Below are 14,753 nucleotides of genomic sequence, written 5' to 3' on the forward strand. Positions count from 1 at the left end.
AGAGAAACAGGTCAGCCCGGGCGGACCGCGGTGTTGAAGGGCATCTCGTTCATCGGGGCGATCTGGACCGACTTGCCCGGGCGCGGGGCGTGCACGATCCGGCCGTTGCCGATGTACATCGCGACGTGGCTGATCGGTGAGTAGTAGAACACCAGGTCGCCCGGCATCAGCTGGCTCTTGCTGACCCGGCGGCCCTCGCTCGCCTGTGCCTTCGACGAGTGCGAGAGGGACACACCGGCCTTGCCCCAGGCGTACATCATCAGGCCGGAGCAGTCGTAGGAGCTAGGACCCTCGGCGCCCCAGACGTACGGGTCGCCCATCTGCGAGAGCGCGGCCTGGACCGCGGTCCCGGCGCGACCGTTGGCCGGCACGGGGAGGTCGACCTCGTCGTCCATCCGGTCGCCGGAGCGGGTCGGGCGCTCCTTGCGCGCCTTCTCGGCCTCGTCGGCGTTCTCCTGCTCGATCCGCTTGCGCTCGGTGTCGCTGAGCTTGTCGAGCACCTTCTGCGCGGCGTCGAGGTTGGTCTGGATCTGCGCCTTCAGCGCGTCCTGCTTGGCCTGCACGGCCTGCAACGCGGCCAGCTCGGCCTGCTCGCCGGCCTGGAGGTCGTTCAGCTTGCCCTGGGCCTGCTGGTAGCGGCGCAGTACGGCGTCCTGCTGACCGGCGAAGGCCTGGGCCGTGGAGGCCTGGCTGAGGAACTGGTCCGGGTTCTGCGAGAGCAGCAGCTGGGCGGTCGTCGACATCCCGGAGCTCTGGTACCCAGCGACCGCGAGGGAGCCGATCTGGCGCTTCACCGTGTCGACCGAGCCCTGCTGCGTGGCGATACCGGCCCGCAGGGCCTTCACCCGGGCGTTCGCGGCATCGATCTGCCCGCGCAGGTCGTTCGCTCCTTCACCGGCGATCTCGGCCTTGTGCTGCAGCGCCGCGACCTGGGTCTTGGCCTGCTCCAGGGTCGGCTTCGGATCAGCGTCCGCAGCTCCCTGGATGAACAGCACGCCAGCGATGACAGCGGTGCTGGTGATGGCGGCGAGGGCGATTCCCTTGGTGCGGTTGATGCGTCCGATGGACACAGCCCGGTCGGTCCCTTCCTCTGCTCGCGCCGTCCCCGTCAGCCACGCCGGCTATGGGTTTCTCACCCACAGTCGCCGACGGGCTACTCCCTCGGCTTGCCGCTGCCCGGTCGTCCTGATCGAACGACACCCTGAGGCAACGAGACGTAACAGTAGTGACCGTTTCGTGACCAGTGCAATTCGCCCCTCGGGTTTGATCCAAAATTAACGAAGCGTCACCCCGACCCAACGGCCGTTTCACCTTCTCCGTCAGGGATTTCGGCAGCAGCGTCGAGGTCGACACTGCTGACGGCGTGCACGAGGCGTAAAGGTGGAACCAGACCGGATTCCGCCAGCGCGTCCAAAGCGGCCTTCTCGTCGTCATCGATCCGCAAGCTGCCGGACCGCTCCGCCGAACTGGATCTTTCTGCAGAGATGGCGAGCACTACCGTGACAACGCAGTCCTGGCAGCCAGGACCCCGCATCGCACACGCGTCGCAGTCGATCAGCACAACGTCCTCCAAAGTGGGGAAGCACCCGGACTTGCATCCGGCTGATGAGGACGCTAGAGAGGCCCGCCGACAGTTTTGTTCGCTAGGCGCGAGCGATCCGCGCAATCAGGCTGGACGCGGACAGTGAGCGGGCACCGAGCTTCATGATGCTCTCGGCAACCTCACGGTCGGTCGAAACGACCACCACCGGGCGCCCTGGCGGCTCGGCGCGGACAAGTTGCCGGATCACGTCATCCGCGATCACTCCGGCCGGGCTGAACCGCACCCGCACACCACGGGGTGGATTCAGTTGCACCGGGCCCGAAAGTTCGGCGCCGTCGAAGACCACGGTGACTTCGATCCGTCGTTGCGCGACCAGCGCACCCAATGCGGTCACCAATCGCTGGCGCTGCGAGTGCAACGGCGAGTTCGGCCAGGCGGTCTTCGTGACGTTGTAGCCGTCGATGACCAGGTGGACCTGCGGCAACGCCAGCAATTCGTCGAACAACGCCGGGTCGTCCTCAGGCGCCGTACGCCCGATTGGTGCGGCGTCTGGCTCCGTGCCCGCGACCGTGTCGGCCGGACGGAGCTCTCCCCCGGGTGGCAAGGCCAGTTCGCGGCGCAAGCCACTCGCTGCCTCGAGCATCGTGTCCAGCAGCAGCCGGGTCCGTGTCGACGCGAGCTCGCGTTCCTGTCCCGCGGACCGGCGGGCGGCGTGTTCGATCGCTTCGAGTTCGGTGATGCGGGATCTGAGTTTGCGCAGCTCACGATCCACCTCGGCGCGGGCCGCATCGACCCGTTCGTCGGCGGTGTCGGCCTGCTTGGTCTGATGCTCGAGGTCGCTCTGCAGACCGCTGATCCGCTGCCGCGCCTCGTTGAGCTTGCGGCGCAACGTGACGTTCTCGGCTTTGAGCTCGTTGACCTGTTCGCGAAGCCGTTCGCGGACCTGTCGCGTCTCGGTCCGGGCCTGGTCGAGCTGGTCGGAGAGCCTGCTGACGGCTTCCTCGTCGGCGTGTGACGTCTCGACCGGCACCTGAGCTGCCGCGGCCACGTGCCGTTCCCAGTCGTCCGGACGGAGCAGGTAGGCGAGGGCCGCGACCTCGACCGGATCCGCGGTCGGGACCGGGATCCCTTCGGCCACCGCGTCGCCGAGCTCCGCGTGCTCCCGGCGTACCTGGAACGCGGTCAGCCGGCGGAAGTGCTCGTCGGTCTCGAGGATCGGGCCGAGCACCGACGCGGACAGTTTGGCCCGCTTGGCCGGCGCGAAACTGGCGAAACGGCGCAGCGGAGCCGGGATGTCGGACGCGGGGAGCTGACCGAGTGCGTGCGCGGCAAAGGAGAGGACCCGTTGCCGGACCGGTTCGGGCAAAGTCATAGCGGCGGAGCTCGCGGCGGTGCCTGCCTCAGTCACCGGTCCGCAGTCCGGCCCGAACGACAGCCTGGCAGCAGCCCGGCCGGTGATGCAGACCACAACGGACCGGCCAACGGGCCGGAATCGCGGTGATCGCCTGTGTACGCATACCAAGAGCCTAGTCGACTCTTTCGCGTGTCACCTGCGGAATTGTCGGTGGGGGCTTTTAGCGTCGTTGCCATGACCAGCCCAGTGCGCGCGCCGGATGCGGGACCGCTGATGCCGATCCGTGGTGTCCAGCCGAGTTTCGACGACCTGGGTACGCCGCTGCGCGACATCACGTTCTGCGTCGTCGACCTGGAGACGACCGGCAATCCGCCGGGCGTCGGCGGGATCACCGAGATCGGCGCGGTGAAGGTGCGGGCCGGCGAGGTGATCGGCGAGTTCCAGACCCTGGTCAACCCGTCCGAGACGATTCCGCCGTTCATCGCGGTGCTGACCGGGATCACCAACGGGATGGTTGCCTCGTCACCCCGGATCGAGTCGGTGCTGCCGGCGTTCCTGGAGTTCGCGCACGGCTGCGTGATGGTCGCGCACAACGCGCCGTTCGACATGGGCTTCCTGAAGCACGAGACGCAGGTGCACGGGTACGACTGGCCGGACTTCGCAGTTGTCGACACAGCGTTGCTGGCGCGGCGGGTGATCACCCCGGACGAGGCGCCGAACTGCAAGCTCGGGACGCTGGCGAAGCTGTTCCGGACCAAGGTCACGCCGAACCACCGGGCGTTGTCGGACGCCCGTGCGACCGTCGACGTGCTGCATGGGTTGTTCGAGCGGGTCGGGTCGTTGGGCGTGCATACGGTCGAGGATCTGCAGACGTACTCATCCCGGGTCGCGCCGGCCGTCCGCGCGAAACGGCATCTGGCCGAATCGTTGCCCCACGCACCGGGTGTGTACCTGTTCACCGACGACCGCGGCGAGGTCCTGTACGTCGGGAAGTCGAAGGACCTGCGGACCCGGGTCCGGTCGTACTTCACCGCCTCCGAAACCCGCAACCGGATCGGCGAGATGGTCGGGATCGCGACCGGCGTACGCGGGATCGAGTGCGGGACGGCGCTCGAGGCCGAGGTCCGTGAACTGCGGCTGATCGCGGAGCACAAACCGCGGTACAACCGGCGGTCCAAGTTCCCGGAGCGGCAACACTGGCTGAAGATCACCGTCGAGCCATTTCCCCGGTTGTCGCTGGTCAAACAGGTGCGTGACGACGACGCCGGGTATCTCGGCCCGTTCACCTCCCGGAAGACGGCCGAGCGGGCGATGGCCGCGCTGCACGAGGCGTTCCCGATCCGGCAATGCACGGCACGGATGTCACGGCATCCACAACTCTCGCCGTGCGTGCTCGCCGAGATGGGCCGCTGCGTCGCGCCGTGCGACGGCCGGATCTCAGCGGATTCGTACGGCGAGTTCGTGACCTCACTGCGGACGGCGCTGACCGTGGACCCGACGCCCGTGGTCGAGGCGCTGGACCGGCGGATCGATGTCCTGTCCGCGGACGAGCGGTTCGAGGATGCCGCCGTACATCGGGATCGGTTGAGTGCGTTCGTGCGGAGTTCGGCGCGGATGCAACGGATGGCATCGGTGACCGGATGTGCGGAGATTTGTGCGGCTCGCCGTACCGACGATGGTGGCTGGGAGTTGCATGTGATCCGCCGGGGCCGGCTCGCGGCGGCCGGATTCAGCCCGCGTGGGACGGATCCGCGGCGGTATCTGGAGATGTTGCAGGCCTCGGCCGAGACCGTGCTGCCCGGCGTCGGCCCGGTCGCCGCGGCCTCGCCCGAGGAGATCGAGCTGGTTTTGCGCTGGCTCGACCAGCCCGGGATCCGCCTGGTCGAGATGGACGGCACCTGGACCTGTCCCGTGAGTGGCGCCGGGCGTCATCTGACCCGGCTCGACAATTCGCGTTCGGACGAGCACCACCACCCCACCGAACGCCGCCGCAACCTCCGTCCGCTCGGTCCGGCCCGCGTCGGCTAACCCACCACGGGCGGCACTATGCTTCTGCGGGTTGGGACGCGCCTCACGGCGTACTGCGGGCTCAGCATGTGATTCGAGGAGAGGACGGCATGGTCACCGCGATCGTGTTCATCAAGGCCGACGTCGCACGGATCCCGGAGGTCGCCGAGCAGGTGGCGGCGATCGCGGGCGTGAGCGAGGTGTACTCCGTCACCGGCGGGCTCGACCTGATCGCGATGATCCGGGTCGCGCACCACGACGACCTGGCCACCGTCATCCCCGACCACGTGAACCGGGTGCCCGGGGTGCTGAGCACCGAGACGCACATCGCGTTCCGCGCATACTCCTCGCACGACCTCGAAGCCGCCTTCAGCCTGGGCGAGGAGGACGGTGTCTGAGGGCTGGGAAGTACGGCCTGTCTTGACACGTGCTGAAGTTACGGTAAGTGCATGAGCGACGTCCCCGAAGGCTGGTACCCGGACCCGACCGGTCAGCCGAACACCATCCGCTGGTGGAACGGGAAGCAATGGACCAACCGCACCGAGCACGAAGACACCGCCACCACCCCCGACGCGACCGCCGCGAGCGCTGACACCTCGTCGACGGATACGCCGGACACATCCTCGACGTCAGGTACTTCGTCGCCGGGTTCCTCGTCAGCCTCGGACTCGGGCGTGTCCTCAGGCTCCGGCGCGGGCTCGAACTCGGGCTCGGGTGTGTCCTCGGGCTCGGGCTCTGGCGCGAGCTCGACCTGGGGCTCCGGCGCGAACTCGGGCTCGGGCTTGTCCTCGACCTCGGGGTCGAGTGGGGCGGGCGCGGGTTCTGGTGGGGCGTGGGGTTCGGGTGGGAGTGCGTCGGGTGGGGTGGCTGAGGCTGGGTGGTGGGATACGTCGTCGGCGCCGCAGCAGGCTGGTGAGCGGCAGTTGGCTTCGGTGCCGGCTGATACCGGTGCGGCTGCGGACGAGCTGAGTGCGTTCGAGCGGGCGCGGGCGACGTGGGATGCGCCGGTGATCCTGGAGGCACCACCCGAGCACTGGTCGCGACGCGAGGTCACGGAAGACGATCTCCTCGATGACCTCAACGACGAGCAGCAGCCCGCGACCGAGCCGGATCCGGCCAATGGCTGGACCCTGAAACTCGCTCCGGCGCCCGACTCGGCCGGTACAGACTCCCCCACGACGTCGACTCACGAGGCCGACGGACGAGCTGCGACCACGCCGACCGCCGTACCTCCGGTCGTTGAGAGCGGGCCGACTGTGGTGCCGGCGGTTGAGGAGCCGGCGCAGAGTTGGTCGGATGTGAGCTGGACGCAGGCGCCGACCGTCGCGCCGACGCCGCGGACGGACGAGCAGCCTGGTGGGCTGGAGCAAGTTGACGACGAGCCGACACAGATTCAGCCGGCTTGGGCTGTGCAGGCTGACGACGAGGACGATCTGCAGACGTCTCGTACGCCGTCGTGGGGATCTGACCAGGCGGACGACCTCACCGAGGAGCAGCCGGCCTGGGGTTCTGAAACGACCGAGGCCGAGCCGGAGCAGTCGTGGGGCAGCCCGGACGAGGCGCAGCCCAACCAGAACTGGGGTACGCCGCAGTCCGGTGAGCAGCCCGACGGTAATGCCGACGAGGACTACGGCTGGGGCAGCCCAACTGCCGGTCAGCCCGAGACCACGCCCACCTGGGAAGCCCAGCCGGGCGGTCCGTCACCCGCGTGGGAAGCCCCGCCGGGTGGACCGACGCCGGCTTGGGAGGCTCCTCCGGGCGGACCGACGCCGAGCTGGGAAGCGCCGCCTGGTGGACCGACGCCGACCTGGGAAGCCCAGGGTACGAATGCCGAGCAGTCCAACGGCTGGGGCCAGGAGAACGGTTCAGCCCAGGGCTGGGACGGCAACCAGGCAGCAGGCCCGTGGGCCGGCGACAACCAGCACACCACCAACAACGGTTGGGCCGACCAACAAACCACCCACAACACCTGGGACACGCAGCAGAACGGCACCGACGGCTGGGGTGCCGGGCAGAACGGACACGACGGCCCGGGTGCGCAATCCACCTCCAATGATGGTTGGGGTGCGCAGGAGAACGGGAACGATGGGTGGGGCGGTGGACAGCAGGGGGCTGACCAGTCGGCTGGCGCATGGGATGGAGTGCAGACTCCGGGACCTTGGGATGCAGCGGCTCAGCAGGTAGCTGGACAGCAACACGCTGGTGGGCAGCAGGGTGCCTGGGGCGATCAGGGCGCCGGTCAGCAAGGCGCCGACCAGCAGGTCGCTTGGGGCGAGCAGCAGCATGGCGGCGAGCAGGTTGCGTGGGGTGAGCAGAGCGCCGGGCAGCAAGGTGCTTGGGGCGAGCAGGGTGGTGCGCAGCAGCAGGGTGGGCAGCAGGTTGCTTGGGGTGAGCAGCAGCACGGTGGCGGGCAGCAGGTTGCCTGGGGCGAGCAGGGTGGTGCACAGCAGCAGGGGGTTGGGGCTTGGGGTGGGGGGCAGCAGGAGCTTCTTGGGGGTGGGGGTAAGCGGGACAAGGGTGGTCGGGAGAAGAAGGGGAAGGCTTCGGGGGGTGGGTCTTCGGCGAAGATGCCGTTGATCATTGCTGGGGCGGTGGCGTTCGCGATGATCGTGGCGGCCGGGATCTTCCTGGTTGTGCGGCCGGGCAAGGACGACAAGACCGCGGACCCGCAGACCACCAGCTCGCCGACAGCGACCGGTAGCCAGCCGACGAACCAACCGACCGGCCAGAGCAGCACCAAGCCGGGACAGTCGAAGAACCCGAAGCTGCACGAGGGAGCCGGCCGGATCGCCTCCGACGCGATCTCCTTCCCGCGCATCGGTGCGCCGTGGTCGGAGAAGAAGCGCCTGGTCCAGCAGCTGCTCAACTCCAGCGGCCAATACATCATGCTGCAGGAGAAGTTCGACGGTACGAACAACTGGTACGCCGACATCTTCGTCGGCGCGCTCGGTACCAGCTCGGGCTTCAACGGCGACCCGAAGGCGACCGCGGCGGCGCTGTCGATCCAGCTCCGGTCGAACCTGTACGGCGAGATCCCGGTCACGTTCAAGACGATCGCGAACGGCGCGGTGAAGCGGTCGGACAAGTCGGGCTGGTTCTTCCAGCAAACCGTGACCGCGAAGTCGGCCGCGGTGACCGCTCGGGTGCTTACCCTGACAGTGGCCGTTTTCGACCTCGGTGACGGCACCGCAGTCGCCTACATCAGCGACATCCCCACCAACCGGCCGGATCTGAAAGCGGCCGAGAGTCAGGCCTACAAGGGAATCAACGTTGGCTGAGAACGAAGACCAGACCCCGCGCCCGCCCCAGCGGCCGGCCCGGCACAGTGCTCCCCCGCACAAGGCCGGTAACGGCCCGCAGCAAGGCGATCACCCGCAGTCCCCCGATCAATCCGCCGACGCGTTGTTCGGCCAGTCCGCCGCGCCCGCACCACCGCCGCCCCCGACCGCGCAGTCCGCCGGGCCACCATCGGGTACGCCGAGCCACGCGCGCCAGCCTGGACAGCCGAACCCGTACCAGCAGCGCCCCGGCCAACCACCCACCGCGCCACCCCAACACTCGGCCCCCCAACAGCCACCGCGGCCGCAACAACAGCAGCGCCCCCAACAACCAAGGCCACAACAACCCGGCCCGCAGATGTGGGGATCGCAGCAGCAACCCGGCCCACAGCAAAACGGACCGCAACTCAACGGACCGCAGCAACCGGGACGGCAGCAGCAGCCGGGACCACAACAGCAACCCCGGCCGCAGCAAAACGGACCACAGCAGCGGCCGAGCCAGCCGCAGCACAGCGGCCAGCCGTCTTTCGGCCCACCGCAGTACCAGCAGCAACCACTCCGCCCCCAGCACTCCGCCCAGCACGCGTATGGCGCCCAACCAACCCCGTCGCACGGCCGGCCCACCGGGCAACCGCCGCACGGGCAGGACCCGCCGTACGGACAGGTCGGCCGTCAGAAGAAGCCGCCGATGGACAGCGGCGCGAAGGCCCGGCTGATCGGCGCGCTCGTGCTCGTACTCGCGGCCCTGGCCACGACCGGGCTGAGTGTCGGCTGGATCTGGAACAAGGCCGACGCCGTCACCCCGGTCTCGCTCCCGTCCGCCGGTCAGGCGCCGATCGAAACGATCAGCCCGTCGCTGAAACCGTCCAAGACGCCGGAGCCGGAAGGCAAGGTGATCGGCACCGAGATGGTTGCCGCGAACACCGACACGATGCCGATCATGAGCGCGGCCTGGACCAATTACTACGAGCAGGCCGGGCTGGTGGGCAGCGCCTCGATCTGGTTCACGGTGCACAAGAACTACGACGGCAAGAAGCACGACTGGGGCAACGTCACCGTCTTCGGGCAACTGCCTGCCGACATCCCGTACACCAACACGGCGGCCGGTCTGCGCGCGGCCGCGAGTGAGGCCGGGGCGCGGGCGATCGTCGACATCTACACCAAGGACGCCAAGGTCCTGCCCGGCACGACCCACAAGACGCTGAGCGTCGGCGGTCATCCCGGCCACGAGATCGTCGCCCAGGTCGCGATCAACCAGCCCGGCGTCAAGGAGACGTCCTCGACCGTGATGATCGCGGTGATCGACCGCGGCAACGGTACGGCGGATGTCTCGGTCGCCGACATCGCCGGGTCCACCCCGGCCTGGAAGGACGTCTGGCGCTACAAAGTCAGCCAGATCAAGATCAACCAGTAAACGCGCGAAGGGCCGACGGCAACAAACGCCGTCGGCCCTTCACTGCAAGAAGAAACCTTCAGCCGCGCACCTCGGCGCAAGCAGCGATCCACCGGTCCAGCGTCTCCTTCGCCGACCCCGAGTCGATCGCCTCCGCGGCCCGATCCATCCCACTGCGGATCCGGCTGGTGATGTCCCCCGGAACCGGTTCGTACGCCGCGAGCGCGGCGCCGGCGTTCAGCAGTACGACGTCCCGCACCGCACCCGGCTCACCATCGACGAGCGCCCGGACGACCTTCGCGTTGTACGACGCATCCGCACCCCGCAACGCGTCCGCGGCCACCGGCTCGATCCCGAGGTCGCGCGGATCCACCGTGAACGGCCCGTCGACCGACCCGCCACCGACAACCCACACCTTCGAGGTCGTCCGCGTGGTCAGCTCGTCGAGTCCGTCGTCCCCGTGGAAGACCAGCGCATCGATCCCACGCCGCGCGAGCACACCCGCGATCAGCCCGGCGATCCGCTCGTCCGCGACCCCGACCGCCTGCGCGGACGGATCACCCGGGTTCGCCAGCGGCCCGAGCAGGTTGAACGTCGTCGGTACGCCGAGCTCACGCCGAGGGATCGCCGCATGCCGGAGCGCCGGGTGGAACGCGGCAGCGAAGCAGAAGGTGATCCCGGCCCGCTCCCCCACCTCGGCGACCTGCGCGGCGGTGAGGTCGAGCGGGATGCCCAGCTCCTCCAGTACGTCGGCCGCACCGCAGGCGGACGACGCCGCCCGGTTGCCGTGCTTGACGACCTTCGCACCGGCGCCGGCGGCAACGATCGCCGACATCGTGCTGATGTTCACCGTGTGGGCTTGGTCACCGCCGGTGCCGACCACGTCGAGCGTCCGGCCGGAGACCGAGACGTGACCGGCGAACTCGCGCATCGTCGCGACCAGGCCCTCGACCTCGATCACCGTCTCACCCTTGGACCGCAACGCGATCACGAAGCCGGCCAGCTGCGCCGGCGACGCTGCGCCGGACAGGATCTGTTCCATCGCCCACGCAGTCGCGGACGCCTCCAGATCCTCACGCCGCAACAGCGGATTGAGCACCTGAGGCCAGGTATAGGCGGCCATGGGCGGGTGGTCAGGCGGTGGTGGCGGGGAGCTTGGCCAGGCGCTGGCGGATCAGGTCCGCGGTGACCTGGGCCAGCCGGACCGGGTCGATCGGGTGCGAGACCGCGCCCTCGGCCCGCGACCAGGTCGCCAGCCACGCGTCCTGCGGGCGGCCGGTCAGGACCAGCAGCGGCGGGCACTGGAAGATCTCGTCCTTCAACTGCCGCGCGATCCCCATGCCACCGGCCGGAACGGCTTCGCCGTCCAGGATGGCCAGGTCGATCCCGCCCTTGTCCATGGTATTGATCACAGCCGGCTCGGTCGCGCACTCGATGTACTCGAGCTCGGGCAGATCGGCGGCCGGCCGCTTGCCCAGGGCCAGCCGGACGGACTCCCGCGTCGTACGGTCGTCGCTGTAGACCAGCACCTTCAGCGGACGCTCTGAACTCATCGATCCATCCCAAGTTCTGTTCTGATACGAGTGGTCACCGCGAATGCTACCGGGGCGATTGTCCGGCCCGGCGCGCCTGTTCCTCCAACCGGTCCAGCCGGCGGTCCTCGCGGCGCGCTTCCCGCTGGGACTCACGCACCCATTGGACGAACAGTACGGCGAAGAACACCACGCCGACGAGGTCACCCGAACCCCACAGCAGGCCGCCCGCGATGTACTGGTCGTGCAGCGGCGACGGCGGCCAGGACCGGCCGAAGCTCGTGTACCAGTCCTCCGCGATCAGCTTGTTCGCGGACATGATCGTGATGCCGAGGAAGGCGTGGAACGGCAACGTCAGGAACGTCAGCATCAGCCGGAACGGGTAGATCACCCGGCCGGGCACCGGGTCGAGGCCGAGCAGCGGCCAGAAGAACAACGATCCGACCAGGATGAAGTGCAGATGCAACAGGTCGTGCAACGTGGTCGAGCGCAGGGTGGCGTCGTACCAGCCGCTGAAGTAGAGGGCCCACGGGCTCAGCACGAACAGCGTGAAGCCGATCAGCGGGAAGCACAGGACCTTCGCCACCCAGGAATGCAATACGGAGAGCAACCACTTCCGCGGCCGCTGCGGCAGCGTCCGCAACGCCAGCGTGACCGGCGCGCCGAGCGCGAGCATCAACGGCGTCAGCATCGACAGCACCATGTGCTGAGCCATGTGCACGCTGATCAGCACCGTGTCATAGGTGCCCAACGCGGACTGGGTGGCGATCACAGCACTGCCCAACCCCAGCCCGACAAAGGCGAACGTGCGCCCCTTGGACCACTTGTCGCCACGCTTGTGCAGCCGGTGGACGCCGTACAGATACAGCGCGCCCAGGAGGACGATCACGCTGAGTAGCACCGGCTCGAAGGTCCAGGCCGTCAGCAACCGCAGCGGCGTGAACGGCTCGATCTGGTCGCCCGGCGTGGCGTGGAGGGGAAGCACTCTTCCACAGTAGAAACCAATTGTTGCCGACATGCACGGGGGTGGTCGTGGCGCTGAACAGCGGGACCGACATAATGACGGCGTGGCCACTGCAACCGCGCTCCCAGCGTCTCGTGAACACGGACATCATGACCGTCCCAGCATGGTCAGTGTCGGCACGATCGTCTGGCTCTCGAGCGAACTGATGTTCTTCGCCGCACTCTTCGCGGCGTACTTCACGATCCGGTCGGTAACGACCGCATCCGCCGCCGCTGGGACCGAGACGCTCTGGCAGGCGTCGACCGAGATGCTGAACGTGCCGTTCGCCTCGGTGAACACGTTCGTCCTGGTCGCGTCGTCGTTCACCTGCCAGGCCGGTGTGTTCGCCGCCGAGCACGGCAAGGTGGGCCGGGTCGGCGCACTGGCGAACCCGCGTTCCTGGGGCATGCGTGAGTGGTTCATCCTCACGTACCTGATGGGCGCGGTCTTCATCGCCGGGCAGGTCACCGAGTACGCGAAGCTGGTCCACGAGGGCCTGACGATCTCGTCGTCGCCGTACGGATCGGTCTTCTACCTGACCACCGGGTTCCACGGTCTGCACGTGACCGGCGGTCTCATCGCTTTCGTGTTCGTCCTGGCCAGGACGTACATGGCTCGTAAGTTCACCCACGAACAGGCCGTCTCGGCGATCGTCGTGTCCTACTACTGGCACTTCGTCGACGTGGTCTGGATCGCCCTGTTCGCGACCATCTACCTGCTCAAATGAGTGAGAAGAGATCTTCCTTGTCACCGGCGCGCTTTCTCTCCGCACGTCGACGGCACCGGTCAGCCGGCCTCGTCGTGCTTCTGTTCGGCCTCCTGGCAGTGGGTTCGGCGTACGCCGCCTTCGCCCCTGACAACGCGGTAGCGGACAACTCGGCCCAGTCCCAGCAGATCGAGGAGGGCAAGAAGCTCTTCGCGGTCGGCTGCTCCAGCTGCCACGGTCTGAACGCCGAGGGTGGGACCAACGGCGAAGGCAAGTTCGCCGCCCCGTCACTGATCGGTGTCGGCGCCGCCGCGGTCGACTTCCAGGTCGGCACCGGCCGGATGCCGGCCCAGCAGCCGGGAGCCCAGATCCCCCGCAAGCCACCGGTGTACACGCAGGCCGAGATCGAGGCCCTGGCGGCGTACATCGCCTCCCTCGCCCCCGGCCCCGCGGTTCCGGCCTCGGATTCGTACGACGTGAGCAAGGCCACCGACGAGCAGGTCACCCGCGGTGGCGAGCTGTTCCGGACGAACTGCACGGCGTGCCACAACTTCGCCGGCCGCGGCGGTGCGCTGCCGAACGGCAAGTACGCGCCGTCGCTGATGGGCGTCAGTGAGAAGCACATCTACGAAGCGATGCTGACCGGCCCGCAGCAGATGCCGGTCTTCTCCGACCAGGTCATGCAGCCGCAGGACAAGGCCGACATCATCGCCTACCTGAAGGCGTTGCAGACGCAGAAGGACCCGGGTGGCTTCGGCCTCGGCCGGCTCGGCCCGGTCTCCGAGGGTCTGTGGGGCTGGCTGGTCGGTATCGGCCTGCTGGTCTGTGTTGCGGTGTGGATCGGCGCCAAGGGCGTCAAGGCCAAGGGAGCGAAGGCCGAATGAGTGACGACAAGAACCTCCCGGCCGTCAAGGCCGACGAGGAGCACAGTCAGGTAGTGGTGGCGGAGCCGATCCCGGACCCGGGCATCGAGCCGCACGAATACCGGATCACCGACATCGATCCGAAGGCGGCCGACCGGGTCGAGCGCCAGGTGTCGACGATGTTCACCCTGGCCGGCCTGCTCGCGCTCGGTTCCTGCGTGGCGTACTTCGCCATCCCGCGGGACTCCGTCCTCGAGTTCGGCCCGCTGTCCGGCAACGCCAACAACATGGTGATCGGGCTGTGCATCGGCCTGGCGCTGTTCCTGATCGGTGCCGGTGCGATCCAGTGGGCCAAGAAGCTGATGGTCGACGAGGAGATCGCGGAGGACCGCCACCCGGCACACTCCTCGCCCGAGCAGATCGCCGACATCACCGAGGCGTTCAAGCAGGGCGCCGCGGAGTCCGGCTTCACCCGGCGCAAGCTGATCCGCCGGTCGCTGCTGGCCAGCATGGGCCTGCTCGGCCTGCCGGCCATCGTGTTCCTGCGTGACCTCGGCCCGCTGCCCGGGCGAGCGCTGTACAACACCATCTGGGCGAAGGGCATCCGGGTCGTCAACGATGTCACCGACCGCCCGATCAAGCCGTCCGACCTGGTCGTCGGCCAGCTGGTCAACGCGGCCCCGGCCAACCTGGCACCGCTGCAGGAAGAGAGCCCGGTCGAGTACCAGAACGCCAAGGCCAAGGCCGCGGTGATCGTGGTCCGGATCAAGCCGGCCGAGATCCGCACCAAGCCGGGCCGGGAGAACTGGGGTGTCGACGGCATCCTGTGCTACTCCAAGATCTGCACCCACGTCGGCTGCCCGATCTCGCTGTACGAGCAGACCACCCACCACGTGCTCTGCCCGTGCCATCAGTCGACGTTCGACCTGTCCGACAGCGCCAAGGTCGTTTTCGGCCCTGCCGCGCGTCCGCTGCCTCAGCTACCGTTGGCAGTTGACAGTGAGGGCTACCTGGTTGCGCAGAGCGGCTTCACCGAGCCGGTCGGCCCGAGCTTCTTCGAACGAGGGTGACTGC

Annotated in this window: 13 protein-coding genes; 7 read left to right on the forward strand and 6 right to left on the reverse strand. The window is 68.3% G+C overall.

The features are described 5' to 3' along the window. Positions 1–11: 11 nt before the first annotated feature. On the reverse strand, positions 12–1,070 hold the full coding sequence (locus tag AB0L70_RS12615) for an NlpC/P60 family protein (RefSeq protein WP_363683126.1): 1,059 nt from the start codon (positions 1,068–1,070) through the stop codon (positions 12–14). Positions 1,071–1,643: 573 nt separating this feature from the next. Beyond that, on the reverse strand, positions 1,644–2,915 hold the full coding sequence (locus AB0L70_RS12620) for an NYN domain-containing protein (protein ID WP_363683128.1): 1,272 nt from the start codon (positions 2,913–2,915) through the stop codon (positions 1,644–1,646). Positions 2,916–3,131: 216 nt separating this feature from the next. Here AB0L70_RS12620 and AB0L70_RS12625 point away from each other — a divergent pair, with 216 nt between their 5' ends. The 3 genes from AB0L70_RS12625 to AB0L70_RS12635 all read left to right on the forward strand — a co-directional run bounded on the left by AB0L70_RS12625 (position 3,132) and on the right by AB0L70_RS12635 (position 8,182). Further along, on the forward strand, positions 3,132–4,925 hold the full coding sequence (locus tag AB0L70_RS12625; protein WP_363683130.1) for a DEDD exonuclease domain-containing protein: 1,794 nt from the start codon (positions 3,132–3,134) through the stop codon (positions 4,923–4,925). An 89-nt stretch (positions 4,926–5,014) separates the two neighbouring features. Next, the gene (locus AB0L70_RS12630) at positions 5,015–5,302 is read left to right on the forward strand and encodes an Lrp/AsnC ligand binding domain-containing protein (RefSeq protein ID WP_363683132.1); all 288 of its coding nucleotides are present in this window, start codon (positions 5,015–5,017) and stop codon (positions 5,300–5,302) included. A gap of 51 nt (positions 5,303–5,353) precedes the next feature. Then, positions 5,354–8,182, forward strand: a complete 2,829-nt coding sequence (locus AB0L70_RS12635; RefSeq protein WP_363683134.1) for a hypothetical protein — start codon at positions 5,354–5,356, stop codon at positions 8,180–8,182. On the opposite strand, the gene AB0L70_RS12640 is transcribed toward AB0L70_RS12635, so the two are convergent. Next, on the reverse strand, positions 8,169–8,780 hold the full coding sequence (locus tag AB0L70_RS12640) for a hypothetical protein (RefSeq protein WP_363683136.1): 612 nt from the start codon (positions 8,778–8,780) through the stop codon (positions 8,169–8,171). The two genes, AB0L70_RS12635 and AB0L70_RS12640, sit on opposite strands and share 14 nt — an antisense overlap. 90 nt (positions 8,781–8,870) lie before the next feature. On the opposite strand from AB0L70_RS12640, the gene AB0L70_RS12645 reads away from it, so the two are divergent. Further along, a complete protein-coding gene (locus tag AB0L70_RS12645) occupies positions 8,871–9,596 on the forward strand; it encodes a hypothetical protein (protein ID WP_363683138.1) in 726 nt (241 codons plus the stop codon). 58 nt (positions 9,597–9,654) lie between these two features. Here the strand turns inward: AB0L70_RS12645 and trpD are convergent, their stop codons facing one another. From trpD to AB0L70_RS12660, 3 genes are read right to left on the reverse strand one after another with little or no spacing between them, the layout of a single operon-like run. Continuing rightward, positions 9,655–10,698 (reverse strand): anthranilate phosphoribosyltransferase, encoded by a 1,044-nt coding sequence (trpD, locus tag AB0L70_RS12650; RefSeq protein WP_363683140.1) that lies wholly within the window; start codon positions 10,696–10,698, stop codon positions 9,655–9,657. 10 nt (positions 10,699–10,708) lie between these two features. Next, a complete protein-coding gene (locus AB0L70_RS12655) occupies positions 10,709–11,128 on the reverse strand; it encodes a hypothetical protein (RefSeq protein ID WP_363683142.1) in 420 nt (139 codons plus the stop codon). Positions 11,129–11,174: 46 nt separating this feature from the next. Next, positions 11,175–12,092 carry a cytochrome c oxidase assembly protein gene (locus AB0L70_RS12660; RefSeq protein ID WP_363683144.1) on the reverse strand — a complete coding sequence of 306 codons (918 nt, stop codon included), beginning with the start codon at positions 12,090–12,092 and terminating at the stop codon, positions 11,175–11,177. Positions 12,093–12,174: 82 nt separating this feature from the next. Between AB0L70_RS12660 and AB0L70_RS12665 the strand changes: the two genes are divergently transcribed. The 3 genes from AB0L70_RS12665 to AB0L70_RS12675 are packed head-to-tail and all read left to right on the forward strand — an operon-like array spanning position 12,175 to position 14,749. Continuing rightward, positions 12,175–12,837: a heme-copper oxidase subunit III gene (locus AB0L70_RS12665; RefSeq protein ID WP_363683146.1), complete on the forward strand. Its 663-nt coding sequence runs from the start codon at positions 12,175–12,177 to the stop codon at positions 12,835–12,837. Then, positions 12,834–13,700 (forward strand): cytochrome c, encoded by an 867-nt coding sequence (locus AB0L70_RS12670; protein WP_363683148.1) that lies wholly within the window; start codon positions 12,834–12,836, stop codon positions 13,698–13,700. The genes AB0L70_RS12665 and AB0L70_RS12670 overlap by 4 nt, the downstream gene beginning before the upstream one ends. Next, a complete protein-coding gene (locus AB0L70_RS12675; RefSeq protein WP_363683150.1) occupies positions 13,697–14,749 on the forward strand; it encodes a Rieske 2Fe-2S domain-containing protein in 1,053 nt (350 codons plus the stop codon). Before AB0L70_RS12670 ends, AB0L70_RS12675 begins: the two co-directional genes overlap by 4 nt. Positions 14,750–14,753: the final 4 nt, after the last annotated feature.

The organism is Kribbella sp. NPDC051952 (assembly GCF_040680855.1).
Taxonomy (GTDB): Bacteria; Actinomycetota; Actinomycetes; order Propionibacteriales; family Kribbellaceae; genus Kribbella.

Coding starts and splice junctions, on each gene's coding strand:
- AB0L70_RS12620 (WP_363683128.1), bottom strand. CDS start 2,915: ATGACTTTGCCCGAACCGGTCCGGCAACGGGTCCTCTCCTTTGCCGCG.
- AB0L70_RS12625 (WP_363683130.1), top strand. CDS start 3,132: ATGACCAGCCCAGTGCGCGCGCCGGATGCGGGACCGCTGATGCCGATC.
- AB0L70_RS12630 (WP_363683132.1), top strand. CDS start 5,015: ATGGTCACCGCGATCGTGTTCATCAAGGCCGACGTCGCACGGATCCCG.
- AB0L70_RS12635 (WP_363683134.1), top strand. CDS start 5,354: ATGAGCGACGTCCCCGAAGGCTGGTACCCGGACCCGACCGGTCAGCCG.
- AB0L70_RS12645 (WP_363683138.1), top strand. CDS start 8,871: ATGGACAGCGGCGCGAAGGCCCGGCTGATCGGCGCGCTCGTGCTCGTA.
- trpD (WP_363683140.1), bottom strand. CDS start 10,698: ATGGCCGCCTATACCTGGCCTCAGGTGCTCAATCCGCTGTTGCGGCGT.
- AB0L70_RS12655 (WP_363683142.1), bottom strand. CDS start 11,128: ATGAGTTCAGAGCGTCCGCTGAAGGTGCTGGTCTACAGCGACGACCGT.
- AB0L70_RS12670 (WP_363683148.1), top strand. CDS start 12,834: ATGAGTGAGAAGAGATCTTCCTTGTCACCGGCGCGCTTTCTCTCCGCA.
- AB0L70_RS12675 (WP_363683150.1), top strand. CDS start 13,697: ATGAGTGACGACAAGAACCTCCCGGCCGTCAAGGCCGACGAGGAGCAC.